At 63.9% G+C, this 22,539-nt stretch carries 25 protein-coding genes; 7 read left to right on the top strand and 18 right to left on the bottom strand.

Annotated elements, in window-relative coordinates:
• Positions 1 to 11: 11 nt before the first annotated feature.
• From CCC_RS07755 to CCC_RS07710, 10 genes are all read right to left on the bottom strand, one after another.
• Positions 12 to 1,007 (bottom strand): GHMP family kinase ATP-binding protein, encoded by a 996-nt coding sequence (locus tag CCC_RS07755; protein ID WP_009869766.1) that lies wholly within the window; start codon positions 1,005 to 1,007, stop codon positions 12 to 14.
• 111 nt (positions 1,008 to 1,118) lie between these two features.
• Positions 1,119 to 1,832 carry a nucleotidyltransferase family protein gene (locus CCC_RS07750; protein ID WP_041040669.1) on the bottom strand — a complete coding sequence of 238 codons (714 nt, stop codon included), beginning with the start codon at positions 1,830 to 1,832 and terminating at the stop codon, positions 1,119 to 1,121.
• Positions 1,833 to 1,834: 2 nt separating this feature from the next.
• Positions 1,835 to 2,848: a GDP-mannose 4,6-dehydratase gene (locus CCC_RS07745; RefSeq protein WP_009869768.1), complete on the bottom strand. Its 1,014-nt coding sequence runs from the start codon at positions 2,846 to 2,848 to the stop codon at positions 1,835 to 1,837.
• A 24-nt stretch (positions 2,849 to 2,872) separates the two neighbouring features.
• On the bottom strand, positions 2,873 to 3,388 hold the full coding sequence (locus tag CCC_RS07740; RefSeq protein ID WP_009869769.1) for a dTDP-4-dehydrorhamnose 3,5-epimerase family protein: 516 nt from the start codon (positions 3,386 to 3,388) through the stop codon (positions 2,873 to 2,875).
• The gene (locus CCC_RS21130; protein WP_009869770.1) at positions 3,378 to 3,980 is read right to left on the bottom strand and encodes an NUDIX domain-containing protein; all 603 of its coding nucleotides are present in this window, start codon (positions 3,978 to 3,980) and stop codon (positions 3,378 to 3,380) included. Before CCC_RS21130 ends, CCC_RS07740 begins: the two co-directional genes overlap by 11 nt.
• On the bottom strand, positions 3,980 to 5,464 hold the full coding sequence (locus tag CCC_RS07730; protein WP_009869771.1) for a B12-binding domain-containing radical SAM protein: 1,485 nt from the start codon (positions 5,462 to 5,464) through the stop codon (positions 3,980 to 3,982). The genes CCC_RS21130 and CCC_RS07730 overlap by 1 nt, the downstream gene beginning before the upstream one ends.
• 192 nt (positions 5,465 to 5,656) lie before the next feature.
• Positions 5,657 to 6,322, bottom strand: coding sequence for an HAD-IA family hydrolase (locus CCC_RS07725; RefSeq protein ID WP_009869324.1), 666 nt, complete (start codon positions 6,320 to 6,322; stop codon positions 5,657 to 5,659).
• Between the two features lies 1 nt (position 6,323).
• Complete coding sequence (locus CCC_RS07720; RefSeq protein ID WP_009869325.1) at positions 6,324 to 6,800, bottom strand: cupredoxin domain-containing protein; 477 nt, start codon at positions 6,798 to 6,800, stop codon at positions 6,324 to 6,326.
• On the bottom strand, positions 6,797 to 7,222 hold the full coding sequence (locus CCC_RS07715; protein WP_009869326.1) for a cupin domain-containing protein: 426 nt from the start codon (positions 7,220 to 7,222) through the stop codon (positions 6,797 to 6,799). The genes CCC_RS07720 and CCC_RS07715 overlap by 4 nt, the downstream gene beginning before the upstream one ends.
• 5 nt (positions 7,223 to 7,227) lie before the next feature.
• The gene (locus CCC_RS07710) at positions 7,228 to 7,872 is read right to left on the bottom strand and encodes a glutathione S-transferase N-terminal domain-containing protein (protein WP_236686334.1); all 645 of its coding nucleotides are present in this window, start codon (positions 7,870 to 7,872) and stop codon (positions 7,228 to 7,230) included.
• Between the two features lie 126 nt (positions 7,873 to 7,998).
• Between CCC_RS07710 and CCC_RS07705 the strand changes: the two genes are divergently transcribed.
• Positions 7,999 to 8,415: a hypothetical protein gene (locus CCC_RS07705; RefSeq protein WP_236686333.1), complete on the top strand. Its 417-nt coding sequence runs from the start codon at positions 7,999 to 8,001 to the stop codon at positions 8,413 to 8,415.
• Between the two features lie 87 nt (positions 8,416 to 8,502).
• On the opposite strand, the gene CCC_RS07700 is transcribed toward CCC_RS07705, so the two are convergent.
• Positions 8,503 to 10,356 carry a phosphoenolpyruvate carboxykinase (GTP) gene (locus CCC_RS07700; protein ID WP_009869329.1) on the bottom strand — a complete coding sequence of 618 codons (1,854 nt, stop codon included), beginning with the start codon at positions 10,354 to 10,356 and terminating at the stop codon, positions 8,503 to 8,505.
• A gap of 246 nt (positions 10,357 to 10,602) precedes the next feature.
• Complete coding sequence (locus tag CCC_RS07695) at positions 10,603 to 11,352, bottom strand: HugZ family pyridoxamine 5'-phosphate oxidase (RefSeq protein WP_009869330.1); 750 nt, start codon at positions 11,350 to 11,352, stop codon at positions 10,603 to 10,605.
• A gap of 134 nt (positions 11,353 to 11,486) precedes the next feature.
• Between CCC_RS07695 and CCC_RS07690 the strand changes: the two genes are divergently transcribed.
• Both CCC_RS07690 and CCC_RS07685 read left to right on the top strand, forming a co-directional pair.
• Positions 11,487 to 11,963: a hypothetical protein gene (locus CCC_RS07690; protein ID WP_041040665.1), complete on the top strand. Its 477-nt coding sequence runs from the start codon at positions 11,487 to 11,489 to the stop codon at positions 11,961 to 11,963.
• Between the two features lie 417 nt (positions 11,964 to 12,380).
• Complete coding sequence (locus tag CCC_RS07685) at positions 12,381 to 12,773, top strand: helix-turn-helix domain-containing protein (RefSeq protein ID WP_041040663.1); 393 nt, start codon at positions 12,381 to 12,383, stop codon at positions 12,771 to 12,773.
• Here CCC_RS07685 and queG read toward each other — a convergent pair.
• The 4 genes from queG to CCC_RS07665 all read right to left on the bottom strand — a co-directional run bounded on the left by queG (position 12,738) and on the right by CCC_RS07665 (position 16,682).
• Positions 12,738 to 13,790: a tRNA epoxyqueuosine(34) reductase QueG gene (gene queG / locus CCC_RS07680; RefSeq protein ID WP_009869333.1), complete on the bottom strand. Its 1,053-nt coding sequence runs from the start codon at positions 13,788 to 13,790 to the stop codon at positions 12,738 to 12,740. The genes CCC_RS07685 and queG overlap by 36 nt on opposite strands.
• Before the next feature lie 152 nt (positions 13,791 to 13,942).
• Complete coding sequence (queF, locus tag CCC_RS07675) at positions 13,943 to 14,398, bottom strand: preQ(1) synthase (RefSeq protein ID WP_009869334.1); 456 nt, start codon at positions 14,396 to 14,398, stop codon at positions 13,943 to 13,945.
• A gap of 1 nt (position 14,399) precedes the next feature.
• Positions 14,400 to 15,866 carry a D-glycero-beta-D-manno-heptose-7-phosphate kinase gene (gene rfaE1, locus CCC_RS07670; protein WP_009869335.1) on the bottom strand — a complete coding sequence of 489 codons (1,467 nt, stop codon included), beginning with the start codon at positions 15,864 to 15,866 and terminating at the stop codon, positions 14,400 to 14,402.
• A gap of 66 nt (positions 15,867 to 15,932) precedes the next feature.
• Positions 15,933 to 16,682 (bottom strand): metallophosphoesterase family protein, encoded by a 750-nt coding sequence (locus CCC_RS07665; protein ID WP_169746882.1) that lies wholly within the window; start codon positions 16,680 to 16,682, stop codon positions 15,933 to 15,935.
• Between the two features lie 132 nt (positions 16,683 to 16,814).
• Between CCC_RS07665 and CCC_RS07660 the strand changes: the two genes are divergently transcribed.
• Genes CCC_RS07660 through CCC_RS07645 form a run of 4 tightly spaced genes read left to right on the top strand, consistent with a single transcriptional unit; the run spans position 16,815 to position 20,939 of the window.
• Complete coding sequence (locus CCC_RS07660) at positions 16,815 to 18,146, top strand: hypothetical protein (protein ID WP_009869337.1); 1,332 nt, start codon at positions 16,815 to 16,817, stop codon at positions 18,144 to 18,146.
• A gap of 26 nt (positions 18,147 to 18,172) precedes the next feature.
• Positions 18,173 to 19,405, top strand: coding sequence for an EAL domain-containing protein (locus CCC_RS07655; RefSeq protein ID WP_009869338.1), 1,233 nt, complete (start codon positions 18,173 to 18,175; stop codon positions 19,403 to 19,405).
• Positions 19,402 to 20,142, top strand: a complete 741-nt coding sequence (locus CCC_RS07650) for an ABC transporter ATP-binding protein (protein ID WP_009869339.1) — start codon at positions 19,402 to 19,404, stop codon at positions 20,140 to 20,142. The genes CCC_RS07655 and CCC_RS07650 overlap by 4 nt, the downstream gene beginning before the upstream one ends.
• A complete protein-coding gene (locus CCC_RS07645) occupies positions 20,139 to 20,939 on the top strand; it encodes an ABC transporter permease (protein WP_009869340.1) in 801 nt (266 codons plus the stop codon). The genes CCC_RS07650 and CCC_RS07645 overlap by 4 nt, the downstream gene beginning before the upstream one ends.
• 3 nt (positions 20,940 to 20,942) lie before the next feature.
• Here the strand turns inward: CCC_RS07645 and CCC_RS07640 are convergent, their stop codons facing one another.
• Together CCC_RS07640 and ubiA are read right to left on the bottom strand one after the other, a co-directional pair.
• The gene (locus CCC_RS07640) at positions 20,943 to 21,608 is read right to left on the bottom strand and encodes a class I SAM-dependent methyltransferase (protein WP_009869341.1); all 666 of its coding nucleotides are present in this window, start codon (positions 21,606 to 21,608) and stop codon (positions 20,943 to 20,945) included.
• Positions 21,605 to 22,519 (bottom strand): 4-hydroxybenzoate octaprenyltransferase, encoded by a 915-nt coding sequence (gene ubiA, locus CCC_RS07635; RefSeq protein ID WP_009869342.1) that lies wholly within the window; start codon positions 22,517 to 22,519, stop codon positions 21,605 to 21,607. Before ubiA ends, CCC_RS07640 begins: the two co-directional genes overlap by 4 nt.
• Positions 22,520 to 22,539: the final 20 nt, after the last annotated feature.

The raw sequence follows: 22,539 nt of genomic DNA, 5'->3' as shown, positions 1-22,539 counted from the left end.
TCCTCGGCGCTCTATCCCCGCCCATCCTCGATGGCGCGGGCGCCTTCCTCGTCGATCTCGAACGGCACATTGATCAGCGGCCCCAGGGCGCGGCGCACCGCGGCGGCGGCGCCCTCGGGCACGTAGAACACCATGAAACCGGCCCCGCCCGCGCCCAGCAGCTTGCCGCCGAGCGCCCCGGCCGCCATGGCCTTTTCATAGACCTCATCCACCGCCGAGGTGGTGATGCCGCTTTCCAGGCCACGCTTCAGACGCCAGGTCTCGTCCAGCATGCGGCCGAAATCGTCCAGATCGCCGTGACGCAGAATGGCCGCCGCCTCGTCGACCATGGCGTGCATGCGAAGCAGCCGCTCGTTCTTGGCGTCCATATTGCCGACGATCTTCTTGGCCAGTTCGGCGGAGAAACGGTTCATGCCGGTGTAGAACAGCATGAGACGGCCTTCCAGCGCCGCCTTGCGCTCGGCCGAAAGACCCAGCGGCTCGACCCGGATGGAGCCGTCGGTATTGAAGCGGATGATGTTGAGCCCGCCATAGGCCGCCGCCACCTGATCCTGATAGCCCCCCGCCTCGCCCAGGATATTGCGCTCCAGGTCGATGGCGGCCAGGGCCAAATCGTGCTTGCCGATGGCCTCGCCCCGCATGGTCTTCAGGGCCTGAATCAAGCCTACCGCGAAGGAGGAACTGGAACCGATGCCGGTGCGGGCCGGAAGATCGCCCTGGTGATGGATCTCCACCCCGCGATCATCATTGAAGCCATAAACCGGCAAAGCGGCACGCACCGCTGGATGCAGGATCTCGCCGATGGACTGCACCACCTCGATATGCGACCAGACGATGCGGTGCATGTGCGGAAAATAGGGTGGGAAATAGCGGCAGGTGATGTAGCAGTACTGGCGGATGGCCGAGGACAGAACGGCCCCGCCATTGGCCAGATACCAGGCCGGATAGTCGGTCCCTCCCCCGAAGAACGACACGCGGAACGGCGTTTTCGTCACCACGAAAGACATCGATCGCAACCCCACCCCGCTCGAAACCGCATCAACTCCGTATCGGGGATGACAAACATCAAGATGCAGACATAAATGATAGAACGAGAGCGTTAATAAACTCTTACCCCATTAAAACAGAATATTAACGAATTCATCGGCAAGAACGACAGATTCAGGCGTTCCGATATCAAGAAATGATCCAGTACACACATCAACAACTATGGAGGCGCTTGCCGCAAGTAAAGCCGGAAAGATGTCACTCTCCATACTCATCACTTCATTTCTTTGAAATCCGTCAAATATAGACTTCCTGAAGATGTAAACACCCCCATTGATCAACCCCGCCCCCGGCCGCTTTTCGGCAAAACCGCGCAGCAGTCCATCACCGCCAACCGTCAACGAACCAAAGCGCGAGGCGTCGGGCACGTCGACGCCGATGATCGCCCCGTCCAGACCTGCCTCTTGCACCCGGTGAAACAGCGGGCCGATACCGGCGTCCAGCAGGGAATCGCCGTTCATCACCAACACCCAGTCCCGGCACGAATCCAGGCAGGCGATCACCGCGCCGCCGGTGCCCAGCGGGCGGGACTCGCGCAGGCAGGCAAGCCGCGCCCTCCCCTTCAATTCGGCATTGCGGCGGGCGGCCCAGTCCTCGATCACCTCGGCCTTATGACCCAGTGACAGCACCACGTCACTGACGCCACGACGCACCAGCCACTCGGTCACCCAATGGAGAAAGGGACGGCCAGCGGCGGGGATCATCGGCTTTGGAATGTCGGGATACAGCCCGGCGATGCGGGTGCCCTTGCCCCCGGCCAGGACGATGGCGGAAAGATCGTCCATGCTCATCGGTTGGGATAGACCCGGCCCGAGCGGATGGCGTCGCGCCAGTATTCCAGCAAATCGGCCATGGTCTTCTCGAAAGCGATGACCGGCTCCCAGCCGGTATGAGCCCTGAACTTGGCGGTGTTGGGCACTTGAAGATCGGCGTCGATGGGCCGCACCCGGCCGGGATCGGTCTCGACCCGGATATCCTTGACGGTCGATAGCGACAGCAGATGATGCAGCATGTCTTCTACCGTGCACGAGAAGGTGCCGCCGATATTGTAATAGGCGCCGGGCTGAGGGTCCTTGGTGACCAGCAGGTAATAGGCCCTGACCGCGTCGCGCACATCGGCCCAGGTGCGCATGGATTTGAGATTGCCGGTCTTGACCACCGGGGGAATGATTCCCGCCTCGATCATGGCGATCTGCTTGGCGAAGGTGGATTCGGCGAAGACATCGCCGCGCCGGGGACCGGTATGGGTGAACATGCGCGTGGTCATCACCCGCATGCCATAGGCCTCGGCGTAATAGCGCCCGACCAGATCGGTCCCCACCTTGGAGATGGCATAGGGGGACGCGGGGTGGAAGGTGCATTCCTCGTCGATGGGCAGTTTTTCGGCGGGAACCCGGCCGAACACCTCGGACGAGGCGCAGACATGGATCACCGGCCCATCGCCTAAGGGACGCAACGCCTCCAACAGACGGGCGGTCCCCATGATATTGGTGTCCAGCGTGTCCAAGGGCGCGGTGAAGCTGGTCTTGGGATAGGACTGGGCCGCCAGGTGGAAGACGTAATCGGGCTTCACCTCCTCGACCATGCGGATCATGGAGATGGTGTCGCGCAGTTCGAAATCGGTGAGGAACAGGCGGTCGCGCGCATTGATGCGACCCATCAGGTGCCGCAGATTGTCCAGCGGACTGCGCCAGCGGCACGCCCCCCAGATATCCCAGTCGGTGTTCTCCAGCAGGAAGTCCACCATATGGGACCCCACCATGCCGGTGACCCCGGTGATCAGCGCGCGCTTCTTTTCCACCCCGATTCTCCCTTCGCGGATCCGTCAGTCCAGACCCTGGTCGCGGCGCGACAAGATGGGGTCGGTGCGCGGCCACCAGATGCCATAGGCCGGATCGTTCCACAAAATGGTGAACTGGGACGAGCGGTCGTATTGGCTGTTCTGCTTGTAGTGAAAGATGGCCCAGTCACTCAAGACCAGATGGCCATTGCCGAATTTCGGCGGAATCAGTACCTGATGCCGGTTGGTGTCGGACAGGGTGAAGCCCGTCCATTTGCGGTATTGGGGCGAGTCGGGATCGTTGTTGACCACCGCCAGATAGAAACGGCCATGCAGGCACGACACCAGCTTCCAGGTGCCGCCATCGCCATGGATGCCGCGCAGCACGTTGTGCTGGGACACCGAGATGTCGTCTTGGACGAAATCCACGGTGATCCCGGCCGCATTGTAGAGCTCGCGGTTGTAGGTCTCGATGTAATGGCCCCGGAAATCCTCGAAGATGGTGGGCGGCGTGATCAGCAGCACGCCGTCCAGCGGGGTCTTTTGTACCTCAACCTTCATCTGCCTTCCCTCCCTGCGGCAGGGCCCTCGCCCGTGCCTTGATCTCGTCCATGGGCGCCGACAGGATGTCGAGGCCCAGCTTGACCGATGCCAGCCCGATGAACCCGATGGCCGCTGGCTGTTCCATCACGCCGGTACGGATGGCCTGTGCCAGTTCCAACCGCGTCATGCGCACCAGTTCCATACCCGCCTCGGGTTCGGCGCCCGCGATGGGCATCGCATCGAAGGCCAGCATGAAGAACTCCCGCTGGGTGTTGCGGTTGAGCTGTGGCCGCGCGATGCCCAGCAGGCGCACGTCGGCGACCGCATGGGCGGTCTCCTCGGCGATCTCGCGGATGGCCGCGGCGGCGCAGCCCTCGTCTCCATCCAGTCCGCCCGACGGCACTTCCAGGGTATGGCGCCCCAGGGCGTGCCGGTACTGACGCACCAGCAGCACGTCGCCTTCGGGGGTGAAGGGCATGCAGATCGCCCCATCCGAGGCGGTCAGCCGGTAATGGGGCAAATCGCCCGGAGTCTCGGGCACGCTCTCCTCGATGGCGAACCAGGGCGTGGAGAACGCCACCCGAAAGACCGGCGGCTTGGGCGCCGTCATCACTGGCCCAGGATCTTGCGCTTCATCGGCACCTGGGTCATGCGGCCCACATGGTCGACCACTTCCTGGCCGAACACATCGCGCACCATGTCCAGATATTTGGGGTTGGTGAAATAGTCCATCCAGGCCTTGTCGCGGAAGCCGAGGATATCGGCGGCGCTCAGGGCATCATTGGCCAGGGGCAGGGTCTCGTAGCCATGCTGGGAGAAGTGATGCCATTCGCGCGGCAAGGGCAGATTCTTTTCCACCGCCATGTCGTAAAGCTTGGAACCCGGATAGGCCATGGCCGAGTAGAAATTGGCGAATTCGCAGTTCAGTTCCTGGGCCAGATCCATGGTCTGCTGCATGCGCGGGATGGTGTCATCGGGCAGGCCGAAGACGTAATTGCCGATGATGTGGATTCCCGCCGACTGGATGCGGCGCACCGTGTCGATGACGTCCTGGTTGGTGAAGACCTTCTCCGCGCCGTCGCGCACATAGTCGCTGGCGCTTTCGATGCCCAGGCAGATCCAGTTGACGCCGCCAGCCTTCAACTTATCCAGCAACTCGTCATGCATGGTGTCGACGCGGCCATAGGCCCAGATGTTGACGTCATAGTCGCGCGTCGCCAGCAGATCGCAGATCCCGGCCACATGGCGCTTGTTCAACACGAACATCTCGTCGACGAACTTGATGTTCTTGACGCCGTAGCGCTCCACCAGGAAGTCGATCTCGGATACCACCACCTGGGGGCTCCACAGCCGGTAGCTGGGCTTGCCGAAAGGGGCGTTGATGCAGCAGAAGCTGCAATGATAAGGGCAGCCCAGCGAGGTGTGCATGGAGGCGTAGGGCTGGCGCTCGTTGATATGGGTGAAGCAGTGCCAGTTATGGGCGCGGTAGCGGTCCATGGGCAGCAAATCCCAGGCGATGCCGGGCATCTCGCCATCCAGGTCGGTGACCAGCGGCTCGCGCTCGGCGGGGGCCTGAATGCGCCCTTCCGAATCGCGCCACCACAGGCTGGGGACATTGGCGAAGCTGTCCTGGCCCGCCTTGATGGCCTGAAGCGTTTTCCAGATGGTGACCGGACCCTCCAGGTCGCAGACGAAGTCCACCGCCTCTTCCAGCATGGTGCGCCGGGGCAGGGCCGCCGGATGGGTGCCGGTGAACAACACCGGAATATCGGCATTGGCCTCCTTGATCAGCCGGGCGATCTTGCCCGCCGAGCCCATGTTCTGGGTCGAGGCCGAGGGTTGGAAGCCATAGACCGGAACCACCACCAGCTTTGGCGCGTATTCCTCCACCGCCACCCTGGCCGCTTCGGCGGCGGGGACCATCATGGCGGGTGTGTCGTAGATGGCCACCGACGCGCCCTTCTGCCGGGCATAGGTGGCGAACAGGCCGGCGAAGACCGGGGGTTCGATACCGCAGAACTCGTCACCCAGATCCTGGTAGATCTGCTTGCGGTCGCCGGGATTGATGAACAAGATGTCGACGGATTCGGCCATGATGGAATTCTTTCAGCGTGTCGGCGCGGATTTCACCGCGCGGGTCGAGCCCTTCTCGCAAAAAACACCTTCGCACATATGGGGCCGCCGCAGCTCCGGCGCGAGAGACAAAGGAACCGGGCGGCGCCGATCTCGTTTATGGCGCGAAAGTTCCTAATGCCGGGTGAATATCGGCAAATTCCGAGGTGAGATTCACCCTTTGAGTTCGATCAGCCGGGCCAGGGTGATGCCGCCGAAATCGGGCAGCACCGCCGCGGCCGCCTTGAAATCCTGACCCTTGGTGTAAAGGCTGGGAGTCACCACCACCTTGAGGCCGAGGGCGGTGGCCGCCGTCACGCCGTTGGCGGAATCTTCCAACACCAGGCACATATCGGCGGGCAGATCCAGGCGCTTCAAGACCAGGGCGTAGACTTCCGGGTCGGGCTTTTTCTTCCGCACGTCCTCGGCGCAGGCGATGGTGTGGAAGAAGGCTTTGCGCGCGCCCAGCAGCGCCTCCACATTGACCCGCGCGGCGGTGGTGGCGATGGCCAGTTTCAGGCCCTGGGCGCGGGCCGAGGAGATCAGGGATTCCACGCCGGGACGGAATGACACCTGCCCGCTGGCCACCATCTTGGTATAAATCTGGTTCTTGCGGTTGTGCAGCGCCGCCACCAGTTCGGGCGAGGCGTCGGGCGCGAAGGCCAGGATTCTCTCCTTGCCGCCAGAAACCTTCAGAAGCTGGCGATAGAGGGGCTGGTTCCAGGTCCAACTCAGCCCGGCCTCGGAAAAGGCGCGGTTGAAGGCGTAGCGATGCGCCTCCTCGGTCTCGGCCAGGGTGCCGTCCACGTCGAAGATCAGGGCGGCCACCTTGGTCATCATCTCAGCGCACCACGTCGATCACGCCGCGCTCGCCCAGGGACGGGTGGCCGACGCCATTGCATTCGAAGGAATAGGCGCCGAAGCGGGCGGGAACGAACCACAATTCCTTGGTCTCGCCAGCCGGGATGGAAAGATATTCGATCCAGGGCCCCTTGGTGGTCTGGCCGCCGCCGCGAACGCTTTCCACCGCGATATCGGCGAAGAAGGACCGCGCCCTGAGGCCGTGATCGGAATCCGTGGCGTTGACCAGCACCAGCCGGGTGGCCCGGTCGCGGTGAAAGACCAAATCGGACGGCTTGAAGGCGTGATCGGCGATGGTGACCCGCACCTCTTCCGGCGCGGCCCAATCGGTGTTGGCGACGATCTCGGCGGCGTTGGAGACAAAGCCGGGCGGCAAACGGTTGCTGACGCTGTCCGTACCGGCGCAGGCGGCCAACAGCGACAGGGAAAAGGCGGCGGCAAGCAAACGCATGGTCATTGTCCCGGGCTCCATCCCTTGGGGGCCATTTCAAAACCGGCGAAATCGAAGGCGGGCGACACGGTGCAGCCGACCAGGGTCCACTCCCCCATGGGCACCGCCGCCTGCCAGCATCCGGGCGGCACGATCACCTGGGGCCGCTGCCCGGCAAGGATGTCGGGGCCCAGCACCACGCCTTGCGTCCCACATCCGTCCGCAGACAGCAGCAGCCTCAGCGGATCACCCGCATGGTAATGCCAGATTTCGGTGGCGTCGACCCGGTGCCAATGGGAACGCTCTCCCGCCTTCAACAGATAATAGATGGCCGTCCCCGCCCCTCGTCCGCCACCCTCGGGCACATGACGCCAAGTCTCGGCGTAGTGCCCGCCTTCGGGATGGGGTTGCAGACCCAGATGGGCGATAACGGATTCGGCGGCGGACATGGGTTTCAGTCCCTGGGTTCGGACTTGACCATGGAGGGGCGCTTCGCCGTCTCGGCATACCACCCGGCAAGCTTGGGACGGCCCGCGCGCCAATCCTCGGCGGCGAAGCGGTAATCGAGATAGCCCAAGGCCACCGCGGCGCCGATCTGGCCGATCAGGAAGTCGCGGCCCCAACCGGCGCATTCCTCCTCCATCACGTCCAGAGCGCGGGCGATGGCGCGGCTCTGGCGGTCGGTCCAGTCGCTCCAGCGCTTGTCCTCGGGCCGCATGGTGGCCTCCAGGCGCTTGACCAGCGCGGCGTCCAGGATACCGTCGGCCAGGGCGGCCAGGCGCAACTGTTCCCAGCGCGCGCCACCCGTGGCGGGAAACAGCTTCTGCCCATCATGGAGCGAATCCAGGTATTCGCAGATGACCGGAGAATCGAACAGCGCCTCGCCCCCTTCGGTGATCAGGGCCGGGACCTTGCCCAGGGGATTGTCCTTGGGCAGATCGGTATCGGGCGACCAGGCATTGGTCAGAACGAATTCAAGGCGGGGCTCCAACCCCGTCTCGGCGGCAACCACCCAGCACTTGCGGGCATAGGGCGAGGTGGTGGAATAGCGCAGCTTCATGGCGAGGAACACCCCAGACGGGAAAGGCCAAGCCCCCATGCTTGGGTCGCCGCCTGCCGCAAGTCAAGGGCGACGATATTGCATCCGCCATGCAACCCGTTCCACGCGATTGCCCTGTCCGCCCGCTTACGCCATATTGAGGCTGATTTTTCCGGGGAGATGATCATGCGGCGGTTCTGGACAGTGGCGGCGGCGGCGGTGCTGGCGGGATGCTCGGGTGCCAGCCCCGAGTCTCTGACCCAATTGCAAAGCGGCAAGTCGACCCTGGCCGAGGCGGTCGCCCTGTTGGGTTCGCCCGATCGTGACGAGACCCTGCCCGACGGTTCGCGCATGCTGACCTATGTGGCGCAAAGCTCGCACACGCGGCCGGTCAACTTCATCCCGATGGCGTCGCATATCTGGGGCGGCTGGAACGTGAAAAGCGGCGAAGCCGGTCTGATGTTCAGCCCCGACGGCACGTTGCGCTTCCACTCCTGGTCGGGCAACGATTACCTGCAGATGCGCAATATGGGCCAGGCCATCTCGCCCTATACGGCCAAGGCGCCCCAGACCAATACGCCAGACGGCAAAGTTTCGGAATAGGCCGACCCAGTTTTTTCGGAACCGGACACGAAAAAACCCCCGCCCGGTCCCGGGCGGGGGTTTTCAGTCTTGTGCGCAAAAGACCGGTCAGATCTTCTCGCTGGCCATCTCCCACACGGCGGGAGCACGCCACAGACGCGACTTCAGCAGTTCACGCTCGAACAGCATTTCCTTCGGCACGCGGTCGAAGAACTTGTCGAACAGCTCTTCCTGGCTGCGGGCGTCGGCGACACCGGCATCGCGGTCGATGCGCATCAGTTCCTTGAACTTGTCGCGCGGATAGTCGAGACCGTTCCAGTCCATGTCCTCGTACTGGGGCACGAGACCGATAGGCGACTCGACGGCCTTGGCCTTGCCCGCCACGCGGTCGACGATCCACTTCAGAACGCGCATGTTCTGGCCATAGCCCGGCCACATGAACTTGTTGTTCTCGTCGCGGCGGAACCAGTTCACCCGGAAGATGGGCGGCGGGTTCTTTACGGCGCGGCCCATATTGAGCCAGTGGTTGAAGTAATCGGCCATGTTGTAGCCGCAGAACGGCAGCATGGCGAAGGGATCGCGGCGGATGGCGGCCTGGCCGACGGCGGCGGCGGTAGCCTCCGACCCCATGGTGGCGCCCATATAGACGCCGTGGGCCCAGTTGAAGCTCTGGACCACCAAAGGCGCGTTCTTGGACAGACGGCCGCCGACGATGAAGGCCGAGATGGGCACGCCCGCCGGATTCTCCCAATCGGGATCAACGCTGGGGCACTGGCCGACCGGCGCGGTGAAGCGGGAATTGGGATGGGCGGCCGGAGTGGTCGACGCCGGGGTCCAGTCGTTACCCTTCCAGTCGATCAGATGAGCCGGGGGCTCGTCGGTGAGGCCTTCCCACCACACGTCGCCGTCATCGGTCATGGCCACGTTGGTGAAGATGGAGTTCTTGGCGCAAGCCGCGATGGCGCTGGGATTGGTGGCGGCACCGGTGCCGGGAGCCACGCCGAAGAAACCGGCCTCAGGGTTGATGGCGTAGAAGCGGCCATCAGGGCCGGGCTTGATCCAGGCGATGTCGTCGCCGACGGTGTAGATCTTCCAGCCGTCGAAGCCCTTGGGCGGAACCAGCATGGCGAAGTTGGTCTTGCCGCAAGCCGAGGGGAAGGCGGCGGCCACATAGGTCTTCTCGCCCTTGGGGCTTTCCACGCCGACGATCAGCATGTGCTCGGCCAGCCAGCCCTCATCGCGGGCCATGGCCGAAGCGATGCGCAGCGCGAAACACTTCTTGCCCAGCAGGGCATTGCCGCCATAGCCGGAACCGAACGACCAGATCTGCCGGTCCTCGGGGAAATGAGCGATGGTGATGTTGTCGGGATTGCACGGCCAGGCAACATCCTTCTCGCCCTCGGCCAAGGGCTTGCCCACCGAGTGCAGGCACTGCACGAAATCACCGTCGTTGCCCAGAATGTCCAGCACCGGCTGGCCCATGCGGGTCATGATGCGCATATTGGCGGCGGCATAGGCGGAATCGGTGATCTGCACGCCGATATGGGCGATGTCCGAGCCCAGAGGACCCATGGAGAACGGCACCACATACATGGTGCGGCCCTTCATGCAGCCGTCATACAGCTTGGACATGCGGGCCTTCATCTCGCGCGGCTCGACCCAGTTGTTGGTGGGGCCGGCGTCGTTCTTATTGTGCGAACAAATGAAGGTGCGGTCCTCGACACGCGCCACATCGCCGGGGTCCGAGCGGCAGAGATAGGAGCCAGGACGCAGCTTCTCGTTCAGCTTGATCATGGTGCCGCCGGCGACCATCATCTCGCACAGGGCATCGTATTCCTTCTGGGAACCGTCGCAGATGTGGATGCCCGACGGGCGGCACAGATGCGCCATCTCGTCGACCCACGCCAGCAATTTGGCGTTCATGGTGGTTCCGCCAGGAATACCGCTCTTGGTCATTTCCATCCTACTCCGTTGTAGACCGGAGGATCCGATCCTCCCGCCGCACGGGGGACGATACCCCCGGAACGATCGGGCCTTCCTTGGACCGGCCGCCGGTCAGGCGCTTCTTTGGTATTTGCGCCGCCGCCGCGAAAGAGGACGCGAAGATAGCCGCCCGACGCCTCGCGAGCAATGCTCTTGGTGGGAAAAATTCATTCATTGTTAAAGAATGACGCCGCAAAAGCGATCCAAGTTCCGCCAGGACTGGCATCACTTTGGTTGGCTTGCCACAAGGCTTTGCAGGCAGGAGAGCGGCGAATTCGCTTCGCCGGGCGCCCGCGCGAAGGCCAGGCGGAGCGTGCGTTCCCCGGCCTCGAGCTCACAACCGTCGGGGTCAAGTCCGCTGAGCCGCCAGCCCGCCCCGGCTTCGTCCCCGGCCGCCGCCGCCAGAGCGGCCAGCAAAGGCTCCTGGGCCGCGTTGATCTCGGCCAGCAGGGTTTCCTCAGAGCGGGCCATGAAAGCCGCATCCTCCTCGGCGACCAGCGGCGCGTCGAACCAGACGGCACGTCCGAAACCGCCGACGAAATGCGCCCTCTCGAGGGTCATGCGCCAGATGGCGAAATCGCCGAACCCGGCATAGAGCGAGGCGGCGGGATGGCGGGCCAGAAAGCGGCGGCGCAGACGGGGATCATGATCCTCGGCCACACTGCCCGTCAGGGTGACCCGCGGCCCGGTCTGGGGATTGGCATGACCGTCGGTGCCGTCCAGCAGCACCGCCGCGCGCGCATCGACCAGAAGGTTGCGGGTGTGATCGGCCAGCCGCGACAACAGAAAAATGGGCGACAGGTCGTGGTCGAAGGCCAGCGTCACCAGCGAGACATAGGGCCGCCCGTCCAGGCTGGTGGCCAGGGCCGCCTTGCGGGCCGCCCGCGCGACCAGACGCAGCGCCGTCCGGTTGTTGGCTGGCAAGGTCTCCGCCGCGTCATCGGGCTGTTCGGTCATGGCATCGTCCTCGATCATGCATCCCCCCAATCATCGCAGATGACGGGCGTTCAGGGAATTGTCCCGACGAATACCGGGATTCCACCTGATTGCAATATTCCCGGGACCCGGCGTATTATCAATTTCTTAACGTTTCTGGCGGAGTGAACCCCTTGTCCATCGGCGCCATCACCGGCTCGGGCAGCACGGCGAATGTGATCGACGCGATCAGGGCGGCGCGCGCCGGTGCCGTGGCGGCCACCCAGGGGGTCAGCAACCAGCTCGACCCACGCGTCAATGCAGGGGTCGAGGAGCAATCCTCCACCCAGCAACGCCAGGCCGCCGAAACGGCGTCCGAGCAACGTCGCCAGGCCCAGGACACCGGCCGCCAGCAAAGCGCCCAAGACAATACGCCGCGCCCCTCCTCCGCCTTCCTGACCCAGGCTTTGGCTCAGGCCCAGGATGCGGCGGCCTCGGGCTCGGGCAGTTCCTCCACGGTGGCCGGAAGCGCGGCCTATGGCAACACGGCCTATGCCGATGCCGCCAGCCGCGCCTCGGCCTTGTCGGGCAAATCCGGCAATACCCAATATGAAGTCCTGTCGCCCAACCCTTCGGCGGCTTCGGGACGCGGCGTCGATCTCAGCGTTTAGAGCCCCGCACGGATTACCGTCCGAAACCCGACGCCGGAGCCGCGCCACGCGCTGCGCGCACTCTTCCAATCCCCCAGACTATATCCTAAGCACTAATCAGTTTTCGGCATCTAGTGCGGGCCAGGGGCAGTCTCCATATGTGATTCAGGAGATGGCTTGGTCGGGAACCGCATGGGGCAACATCTTCAACCGAAATGATCAAACGCCCCGGTTGCGCAAAATACGCAGAAATATACGCAGTAAAGAAAAGCCCATCTCTATATCCCGATAAATACTGATTTCGGCTTTCCGATATACTTCCAGTTTCGGGTTGCTTGCCTAACCATTTCCGATTATGCACGGGGGAAGGTAGCCATGCCTGACACAGCAAAGCGGCCGCTACTTGGTAGAGGCCAAATCAGAGACCAACCAAACACCATGCCGACACGCGCAACGGCGAAACCCGCCCGCCCCGCCAACCGGGCCAATGACACGGACAAGCATGTGGGAGGCCGCATACGAGAGCGGCGCATCATGCTGGGCCTCTCACAACAGCAGATGGCCGACCTGATCGGCGTCACCTACCAACAGGCCCATAAATACGAGCGCGGCATCAATCGCATCTCGGCGGGACGCCTGTTCGAAATCGCCCAGGTGTTGGGCGTTCCGGTCGGGTTCTTCTATGAAGGACTGGAAAACCGCCGGGGCAGCGATCTTTCGGCCCGCCAGCGCATGTGTCTGGAACTAGCCCGCAACTTCACCTCCATCACCAACGAGCGCCACCAGGAGGCCCTGTCACAGCTTGCCCGGGTCCTGGCCGCGGAGGAGTAAGACGGCCCAGCGGGCCGCATCGCGGATCAGCGGCGACAGATCATTCTGCCGCCGCTCAGCCTCGTTTAGAAGCCCCACCTGTCCGCCATTGGCGATGGCCATCAGCACCCCGGCCATGAACCGTTCATAGCCAGCCCGCTTCACCGGAGAGGCCGTGAAGACTTCGCGGAACCCCTCCTCGTCCAGCAGCACCAGATCGGCCAGTTTCGGCGCGGTCAGTTCCACCCGCGGCAGAAAGTCCCGCTCGGTGGTCGGCGGCGCGAACTTGTTCCAGGGGCAGGCCGCCATGCAGTCGTCACAGCCATAAAGGCGGTTGCCCAATCCTGGCCGCAGGTCCTCGGGCACCGGTGCCTTGCTCTCGATGGTGAGGTAGGAGATGCAGCGCCTGGCATCGATGCGCCCCTCGCCGTCCAGCGCCTGGGTCGGACAGGCATCGACGCAGGCCCGGCACGAGCCGCAATGATCGGCTTCGGGCAGATCGGGCGCGATCTCCAGCGTGGTGAAGACCTCGCCCAGGAACAGCCAGGACCCGAAGCGGCGCGACACGATATTGGTGTGGCGTCCGCGCCAACCCAGCGCGGTCTGGGCCGCCAGAGGCTTTTCCATCACGGGCGCGGTATCGACGAAGACCTTCAACTGGCAGTCCCAGGTCTCGGCCATCCAGCGGCCCAGGGCCTTAAGGCGGCGCTTGAGCAGATCGTGATAATCCCGATTGCGGGCATAGACGCTGATATTGCCGCGTTCAGGCATGCGGGTAAGCTTCAGCGCATCCCCGGCAGGGGCGTAATTGGTGCCCAACACGATGACCGAACGGGCCTCGGGCCAGAGGATCTGAGGATCGGCGCGGCGCGCGGCGGTCTCGGCCATCCAGTCCATGGTGCCGTGACGCCCCTCCGCCAGATAGGCGTCAAGATCGGCTTTCCACTGGGCCAAGCCTTGCGCGCGGGCGAAACCGACGTCGGAGAAGCCAAGCTCAAGCGCTTTGGCGCGGATCAGGGCTTTGACGTCGGCGCTCATGGGGTGGAACCGGGGAATTCACCACAGAGCCACAGAGACACAGAGACACAGAGGAAAAGAGAAATAGTTTTGTTTCTCTGTGCCTTCTCTGTGTCTCTGTGTCTCTGTGGCTCTCTCACCGCAACCTCAAGAACAGCAGTTCTCGGGAATGACTACCCCCGGCCGCGATAGCCCGCCACGCCCTGATCGGGCAGCCACAGGCCTTCGGGAGAAGGGCCGGTCTGCCAGAAGACGTCGATGGGGATACCGCCCCTGGGATACCAGTAGCCGCCGATGCGCAGCCATTTGGGCGCGCAGGCCGCCACCAGCCGTTTGGCGATGGCGATGGTGCAATCCTCGTGGAAAGCCCCGTGGTTGCGGAAACTGCCCAGGAACAGCTTCAACGACTTGCTTTCCACCAGGGCGCCTTCGGGCGCGTAGTCGATGACCAGCTGGGCAAAGTCGGGCTGGCCGGTGATGGGGCACAGCGAGGTGAACTCGGGTGCGGTAAAGCGCACCAGATACAGCGTGCCGGGATGGGGGTTGGGCACCGTCTCCAGCACGGCTTTGTCCGGATTGTCGGGCAGAGCCGTGGACTGACCCAGTTGGGTTAGGCTTAAATCAGCCATCTCAATTGCCGTTCATCTTCTTGATGGTGTTGGTGGTGCTCTGGCCGTTGACCAGTTCGGCCAGCACCACCTTGCCGCCCCAGGACTGCACCAGATCGGCGCCCACCACCTTGTCGATGGTGTAGTCGGCGCCCTTGACCAGCACGTCGGGCTTCAAGGCCTCGATCAGTTCCATCGGCGTATCCTCACCAAAGATCACCACCAGATCGACGGTGGCCAGCGACGACAGCACGGTGGCGCGCGAGGCCTCGGACTGGACCGGGCGGGTCGGGCCTTTCAGCCGCTGGACCGAGGCGTCGGAATTCAGCCCCACCACCAGCCGGTCGCAGGCTCCCTTGGCCTGGGCCAGGATGGAGACGTGGCCGGGATGGAGCAGATCGAAACAGCCATTGGTGAAGCCCACGCTCTGACCCTTGCGCCGCCAGCGGTCGATGATTTCCGCCGCCGCGTTGACAGGCACGATTTTGGCCTCGCCCAGGGTCAGGTCCTCGTGATGGAGCGCCACCACCAGTTCCTCCGCATAGGCCACGGCGGTGCCCACCTTGCCGACCACGATTCCGGCGGCCACATTGGCCAGATGGGCGGCCTCGGGCAAGGTCGCCCCGGACGCCAAGGCGGCGGCCAGGGTGGCGACCACGGTGTCACCGGCCCCCGACACGTCGAAGACCTCGCGGGCCTCGGCGGGAAGATGGTTGATCTGGCCGTCGGCCCGGACCAGGGACATGCCGTCCTGGCTGCGGGTGACCAGCACCGCCTCGAAACCACAGGTCTCGATCAGCAGACGGGCGGCGGCAACCACCTGCTCGTCTGTGTCCACCAATAGACCGGTGGCCTCGTGCAGTTCCTTGCGGTTGGGCGTCACCAATGTGGCCCCGGCATAGATGGTGTAGTCGGTGCCCTTGGGATCGACGATGACCTGCTTGCCCGCCGCCTTGGCCCGGCGGATCAGTTCGGCGGCGATGGGTTCGGCCAGAACGCCCTTGCCGTAATCGGACAGAACCATCACCCCGGCCTTGGGCAAAAGCCGCTCGACCCGCTGGAGAAGCTGGGCACGGATGGAATCGCCCACGGGGCTGCGCGACTCGCGGTCGGCGCGCAGCAATTGCTGGTTCGAGGCGAAGAAGCGGGTCTTGATGGTGGTCTGGCGGCCGGGTTCGACCACGATGCAAGGGTCGATCTCGCCATGCTCGCCCACCAGCCTTGTGACCTCGCGGCCCGCCGTATCGTCGCCCACCACCGACACGAAGGCCGGCGCGGCGCCCACCGCCACCAGATTGCGCACCACATTGCCCGCCCCGCCCAGCATGGCGGTTTCGCGTTCGATGCACAGAACGGGAATGGGGGCCTCGGGCGAGATGCGTTCTACCGAACCGTAGACGAAACGGTCCAGCATGGCGTCACCGACGCACAGAACCATGGTGCCGCGCAGCTTCTCAACACGTTCGACGAGGGCGGAAAGTTCGGTCATGGGATTTACGGGTCCTTGGGTGGCTTGATGCCTGCTAACCCAACGGGGCCCGCCATGCAAGCCGAATCACGTCGACAGGAAGCGCTGCCGGTCTTCCTCGAGCACAAGCGCCGTCAAACGCCCGGTCCGGTAGGCCCCGGTATCGATGCCGATCCGGTGGGGGCGCATTTCGGGCTCGGCCACCACCGTGTGGCCGTGCACCACCATCTTGCCCAAAGTCTCGGTGGCGCCGAGAAACGGCTCCCTGATCCACATCAGATCGAAGGGGTCCTGGCGGTCCAGCGGAACACCCGGCCTCACCCCGGCATGGACGAACAGATAATCCCCCTCCTCGTGCCAAGTGGGAATGGAGGACAAAAAACGCAGATGGTGGGTTGGAAGCGCCCGGTAGAGCATCTTCTGCAGCCGGGGGTAATCGAGAGCCAGCCTGGAATCCACCTCGCCCACATAGGAACGGATGGCTTCCAGCCCGCCATTGCGGAACCAGCGCGGCCCCACCGAGAAATCGGCCAGGAATTGCAGCATGGTATCTTCGTGATTGCCGCGCAGGCAGACATAGCGCGCCCCCGCCAGCGGCCCCTGGGCGGGGGCTCCGTCGATCACCCGCTCGACCACTGCGCAAGACTGCGCCCCCCGATCGATCAGATCGCCGAGAAAGACCACGACGACCCGCGAAGCCGGAGACTCTCCGGCATCATCACAGACGCGCGCCAGCAGCTCGTCCAGCAGATCAAGACGGCCGTGAATGTCGCCGATGGCGTAGACGCGGGTCCCGGACGGAACGCGATGAGGATGGTGCGAAGAATCGTCTATCATTTCCACTATGGCCGGGGCCTCGCCGATGATACTTTTTTGCACCCAGGTAACCGGGCCTTTATATATGGCCGATCACAATGGGGGTTGCGACCGACTTTTCGTAAAATTCGGTCCGCTGATGACGGAGTGACAATGAACGCAGGCGCGTTCGGAGGAAGACAGCAGGAAGTCGTCACGCCCGAAAGCCTTCTCTACGATGCTGCCGAACGTGTGGGCAGGATCCGCGAGGGCCGGGTGGCGTTACGCCTGCATTTGTCCCGCCTCCTCCCGGCCAATCGGGAGGAGGGGCGCATCCGCATTGCCTTCCGCATGTTTGAATCCATGGTCGATGCCTATCGCGGCCAGATGTTCCTGATGACCAATTCGGACATCATCCTGATTTGCAAGGATGCCCGCTTTTCCGATCTGGACGCCATCGTCTATAAGCTGCGCGCCCTGTTCTCCACCGATCCGCTGACCTATGCCGAGTCCCCCGAGGGCGGTGACCGCTTTGTCAGCTATTACGACCTGGAAGCCGATTACGACTCGTTCTTCTCGCTGTGCGGGCAGATGGTCATCGACGCCAAGAAGGCGGTGGCCGATCAACGCGCCGCCCCGCAGGTTCAGCCCCTCAACGCCAAGAACCTGACCCGTGTCCTGGAACGCATCGGCGCAACGGACATTGCGGGCGTGGTACGGCGCCAGGCCTGTATCCGCATCAACGAGAACATGCACGCCGAGGTGGCCTTCCAGGAATTCTTCATGTCCATCATGGATTTGCAGAAGGTCTTGGCCCCCGACGTCAACATCTTGGCCAATCGCTGGCTGTTCCAGCATCTGTCACAGGTTCTCGACCTGCGCGTCCTGTCGGTGCTTCAGGATGTGGGCTTTCGCAAGATGCCGTCGGCTTTTTCCGTCAACCTCAATATGGCCACCGTGCAGACCCCGGTGTTCCAGCAGTTCGAGGCCTCGGTGCGCGGCCGCGCCGGTGTGGTGGTGGAATTCCAGCTTCTCGATATCTTCAACGATCTGGACGGTTTCTTCCGCGCTCGCGACCTCCTGCGTTCGCGGGGGCATCGCTCGGTCCTCGACGGCATGAGCCCGGTCACCTTGCAATTCGTGGATGCCGAGCTTTACGACACCGATTACGTCAAGGTGGCGTGGAGCAATGACATGCTCGACGACATCAGGACCGCCGAACTGCTGGCCGCCCTGGGGCCGGTGGGATTCGACCGGGTGATCCTGTCACGCTGTGATTCCGAGACCTCGGTCTCCTGGGGTCTGGCCCAGGGCATCCGCATGTTCCAGGGCCGCTTCCTGGATTCCATGATCTCCGCCGTCACCATGGCCCAGTGCGAAAAATCCTCGGCCTGCACGCTTAACCAGTGCACCCAGCGCCATGGCGCCATCAACGGCCGCCCGCGCGCCGAATGCGGCGACAACGACATGCTCGACCTGTTTCCCGTCCTGAAGGCGCTGCGCTGATGATGAACGCGCCGCCAACGGGAGGCATGCCCCGCCCCAACAGCCAGGAAAGCCTCCTGCTGGACTATATCCACCGGCTGGAGCGCCACCGCCTCGACCGCCGGGCGGTGCATGTGCACCTTTCGGGACTCCAGGCCCAGAACCGGCGCGAGCATCACACCCGCATCGCCGGCAATACCTTTGAAAATCTGGTCAAGCTGATGCAGGCCCAGGTCTTCACCATGGCCAATGCCGATCTGATGGTGATCTACAAGATCCAGGCCCAGGAAGAGGTCGAGGCCTCGGTGGTCAAGCTGCGTTTCCTGTTCTCCGACGACCCCCTGGTGATGGAGGAGCAGCGCACCCATCAGGCGCTGTTCTGCACATGGTATTCCTTGGACAAGGAATACGACATGCTGCTGGCCCTGGCCCAGAAGCTGGTTCAGGACGAGAACGCCAAGCGCAGCGCCGCCACCGAAAGAACCGCCCAGGACGCCAAGCTTCAGGCACAAAAGCCCAAGGGAAGCCCCTTCACGCCGGAACTGCTGAACCGGGTGGAAAGCTCCCTGGGCCAGGCCGACCTTGCCAATCTGATGCGCCGCCAGGCGGTCTGCGCCGTGGTGGGCAAGTCGCCCCCCACCCCGGTCTTCCACGAATTGTTCATCTCCATCGCCGATCTGCGCCAGACCCTGTTTCCCAGCGTCAACGTCAATTCCAGTCCTTGGCTGTTCCAGCAATTGACCGAGACCCTGGACCGCCGCGTCCTGGCCATGCTGAACAAGCACGACGACCGCACGCTGGAAGGCGATATCAGCATCAACCTCAACGTCTCCACCATCCTCAGTCCCGAATTCCTGATCTTCGACGACAACGTCAAGGCGGGCATGCGCGGCACCATCGTGCTGGAGCTGCAGAAGGTGGACATCTTCGCCGATCTGGGCGGCTATCTCTTCGCGCGCGATTTCGCCCATGACCGCGGCTATCGCATCTGCATCGACGGCCTGACCTATTCGCAGCTTCCCTTCGTCGATCGCGAGCGCCTGGGCGCCGATCTGATCAAGCTGGTCTGGGACCCCTCGCTGACCGAGGAGAAGGACAAGAAGACCGAGGCGCTGCGCCGTATCGGCGTGACGCGCATCATCTTGTGCCGCTGCGACAATCAGGCGGGCATCGAATACGGCCATTCGGTGGGCATCACCTTGTTCCAGGGCCGCCACATCGAATCCCTGGTCCAGGGCGATCCCCGCAAACGGGGTCTCAGGGCGCGGCCCAGAGCTTGAGCGCCATCGAGGTTCAATCCCTCTTCAAGAGCTTCGGCCCCGTGAAGGCCGTGGACGGAATCAGCTTTGCCATCGCCGCCGGATCGACCACCGCGCTTCTTGGCGGCAACGGGGCGGGCAAGACCACCACGCTTTCCATGCTGCTGGGCTTGCTTCTGCCCACCTCCGGCTCCATCACCGTCCTGGGCGAGGACATGGTGCGGCACCGCTATCGCGTCCTGCCGCGCATGAATTTTTCCAGCCCCTATGTGGACCTGCCTCACCGCCTGACCGTGCGTCAGAACCTCAAGGTCTATGGCGGCCTCTATGGCGTGAAGCATCTGGCCGACCGCATCGGGGAACTGACCGAGGAACTGGACCTGGGCGATTTCATCGACCGCCCGGCGGGCAAGCTGTCGGCGGGCCAAAAGACCCGCGTCGCCCTGGCCAAGGCCCTGCTCAACAAGCCCGATCTTCTGCTGCTGGACGAACCCACCGCCTCGCTGGATCCCGACACCGCCGATTGGGTGCGCAGCTATTTCCAGGCCTACCGCGACCGCACCGGGGCCACCATCGTCCTGGCGTCCCACAACATGACCGAGGTCGAGCGCATGTGCGACCACGTGCTGATGATGAAAGAGGGCCGCATCGTCGACCAGGGCTCACCCTCCGCGCTGATCGAGCGCTTTGGCCGCGCCACCATGGAAGAAGTGTTCCTGGACATCGCTCGCGACCGCCGCAGGGGGGATGAGGGATGACCTCTCTCGCACTCCGCCGCATCCAGGCCGTGTGCCTGCGCCATCTCTACATCATGAAAGGCTCGTGGCCGCGCCTGTTGGAAATGGCCTATTGGCCCGCCGTCAACATGGTGATGTGGGGCTTCACCAACCGTTTCTTCGCCGAGCATTCCAGTTGGGTGGCCCAGGCGGGCGGCATCCTGATCGGCGCCGTTCTGTTGTGGGACGTGATGTTCCGCGGCAATCTGGGGGTGGCGCTGTCCTTTCTCGAAGAGATGTGGTCGCGCAATCTGGGGCATCTGTCGGTCAGCCCGCTTCGCCCCCACGAACTGGTCATCTCCATGCTGACCATGAGCCTGATCCGCACGGTGATCGGCGTGTTGCCCGCCGCCCTGCTGGCCATTCCGCTTTACCACTATTCCATCTTCACGCTGGGCCTGCCGCTGGTCGCCTTCTGGTTCAGCCTGATGGTCAGCGGCTGGGCGGTGGGATTGGGAGTCTCCGCCCTGGTGCTGCGCTTCGGACTGGGCGCGGAAAGCCTGGCCTGGGTGATGATCTTCGCCATGGCGCCCCTGGCCGGGATCTATTACCCCATCAGCACCCTGCCCAATTGGCTGCAGCCCGTGGCTTGGGCCCTGCCCCCCGCCCATGTGTTCGAAGGCATGCGCGCCGTGGTGTTCGACGGCAGTATGCGCCTCGACCTGCTGGCCTCGGCCCTGGCGCTCAACGCCTTCTACCTCACCCTGGGCGCTGGCCTGTTCCTGTGGGCCTGGCATGGGGCGAGGGTCAGGGGCGCTTTGCTGAACGTGGGGGAATAGGCCTCAGCCGACGATCTTATAGATACCCACGTCGCGCTGGGCCTTGTCTTCCAGGTCCAGGCTGGTGATCACCGTATAGTGTCCGACCCGCAGCAAGCCGGTCTTGGGCAGATAGGCACGGCCCGGATCGGCCATCACCACCATGGCGCCCTCGGCGGCGAGGCTCACCAGCCAGGGCCAGATATGGGCGGTCATGGGGGCCTCGTAGCAGACATCGCCCGCCATCACCACGTCCCAGCGGCACGGGCTGCCCACCACATCGTCGGCCAGCACATCGACCTGGACGCCGTTAAGCTCGGCATTGGCGCGGATGGCGTAACAGGCCATGGGATCGATCTCGGCGGCTTCCACCTTGGCGGCGCCCAGCTTGGCGGCGGCCAGCGCCGTCACCCCCGAACCGGCTGCGAAATCCAGCACACGCTTGCCCTCGACCATCTCGGGATGATCCAGCACCCACCGGGTCAGGGCTTGGCCCCCCGCCCAGCAGAAGGCCCAATAGGGCGGCGGCAGATTGACGCGCAGCAGCGCCTCTTCCGTGGCCTCCCACAAGGGCGTCACCTCGGTGGCCGTCCACAGCTTGATCTCGGGACAGGCGGGCGGGCTGGCCACTTCGGTATTGGCCTGAATGAAGGCGCTGGCGGCTTCATAGCTGGCGGAGACGGGGGTCACAGCACCTTCCCCGCCATGATGGCCGCCAGGACCAGCCAGCCGAAATGGCGGTTGGACTTGAACTTGTCCAGGCAATCGGCGCCGTCATTGATATCCACGTTCCTGATCTGCCAAAGCAGATGCCCGCCAGCCAGGGCGAGGCCCGGCCAGAACGCCCAGCCCAGTCCCGCAGCCCATCCGGCCGCGCCGATCAGGACCAGCGTGGCGGGATAGAACAGCCACAGCCATTTGACCGTGGCATCGCCCAGCCGAAGCGCCGTGGACTTCACGCCTATCATGGCGTCGTCCTCCTTGTCCTGATGGGCATAGATGGTGTCATAGCCCAGCGTCCAGAACGGCCCGGCGGCATAGAGCAACAGCGCGGGCAGGCCCATATGGCCGCTCACCGCCGCCCAGCCCAAGAGCGCGCCCCAATTGAAGGTGAGGCCCAGCCAGGCCTGGGGCCAATAGGTGATGCGCTTCATGAAGGGATAGGGAAAGACCAGCAGCAGCGAGGCGATGCCCACCGCGATGGCGAAATCATTGAGTTGCATCAGAATCACAAGACCGGTCAGCAGCTGCAGGCCCAGAAAGGCCAGGGCCTGATTGGGGCTGACCGCGCCCGAGGGAATGGGTCTGGACGCGGTGCGCGCCACACGGCCGTCGAACTCCCGGTCGGCCCAGTCGTTGAAGGTGCAGCCCGCGCCCCGCATCACCACCGCGCCCACCGCGAACAGCGCCATCAGCCACAGATCGGGCCAGCGCTCCGAGGCCAAAGCGATGCTCCACCAGCAGGGAAACAGCAGCAGCCAGGTGCCGATGGGCCGGTCGAGGCGCATCAGGCGGAAATAGGGCCGCAGGGCGGCGGGGACATAACGGTCGATCCAATTGCCGACCGGTATGTCGCCCTGAAGGATCTGGGACGTGGACATGGATCATGCTTAGCCGAAAG

The organism is Paramagnetospirillum magnetotacticum MS-1 (genome assembly GCF_000829825.1).
GTDB lineage: Bacteria > Pseudomonadota > Alphaproteobacteria > Rhodospirillales > Magnetospirillaceae > Phaeospirillum > Phaeospirillum magnetotacticum.
This window is presented reverse-complemented; position numbering and strand designations above follow the sequence as displayed.